The sequence below is a fragment of the Thermococcus sp. MAR1 genome, assembly GCF_012027305.1.
Classification (GTDB): domain Archaea; phylum Methanobacteriota_B; class Thermococci; order Thermococcales; family Thermococcaceae; genus Thermococcus.
The window spans coordinates 1-445 of sequence record NZ_SNUF01000013.1 but is presented as its reverse complement, the minus strand read 5'-3'; the positions used below and the strand labels follow the sequence as shown (position 1 = coordinate 445).

The 445-nt window shown below is 54.6% G+C and carries 1 pseudogene; it reads right to left on the bottom strand.

The features are described 5' to 3' along the window. Positions 1-168 precede the first annotated feature (168 nt). Positions 169-445: pseudogene (locus E3E25_RS11330) on the bottom strand (class I SAM-dependent RNA methyltransferase); the annotation flags it as partial.

The following is a 445-nucleotide window of genomic DNA, read 5'->3' as shown; positions in this document are numbered from 1 at the left end:
TTCAGCAGGGGCGAGAGGGCCCTCAACAGAGCCTGGAGCGCCTTCGCCGACGGCTATGAGGAGGAGGGAAGGAAGTACCTGCGCTTTGGCTACGAGGATCTGAAGGAGACCCTCCAGGCCATCAAGAGCCTGAGGGTCTGATTCCCTTCTTTTCTTCTTGTTGTTGCACTATTCAACAACGTAGGTGTGAACCATTAATCCACCGTGCCCGATGAGCCTGTGGTGGGCAATCTTGAAGCCGTTCTCCCCTATCGCCTTTTCTATGGCCCTCTTCTCCGTCGTTATGAAAACGCCGCGCTTTTCAAGAACCTTGGCCAGCTCAGCAAAGAACTCCATGTAGAGCTTTGGTATCATGCTCTTCCTCCCGATTTTGAGGCCGTAGGGCAAGTTGCTCACCGCGAAGTCAACGCTCTCAACGTATTCGCTCAGCTTCGTCGCATCGCCG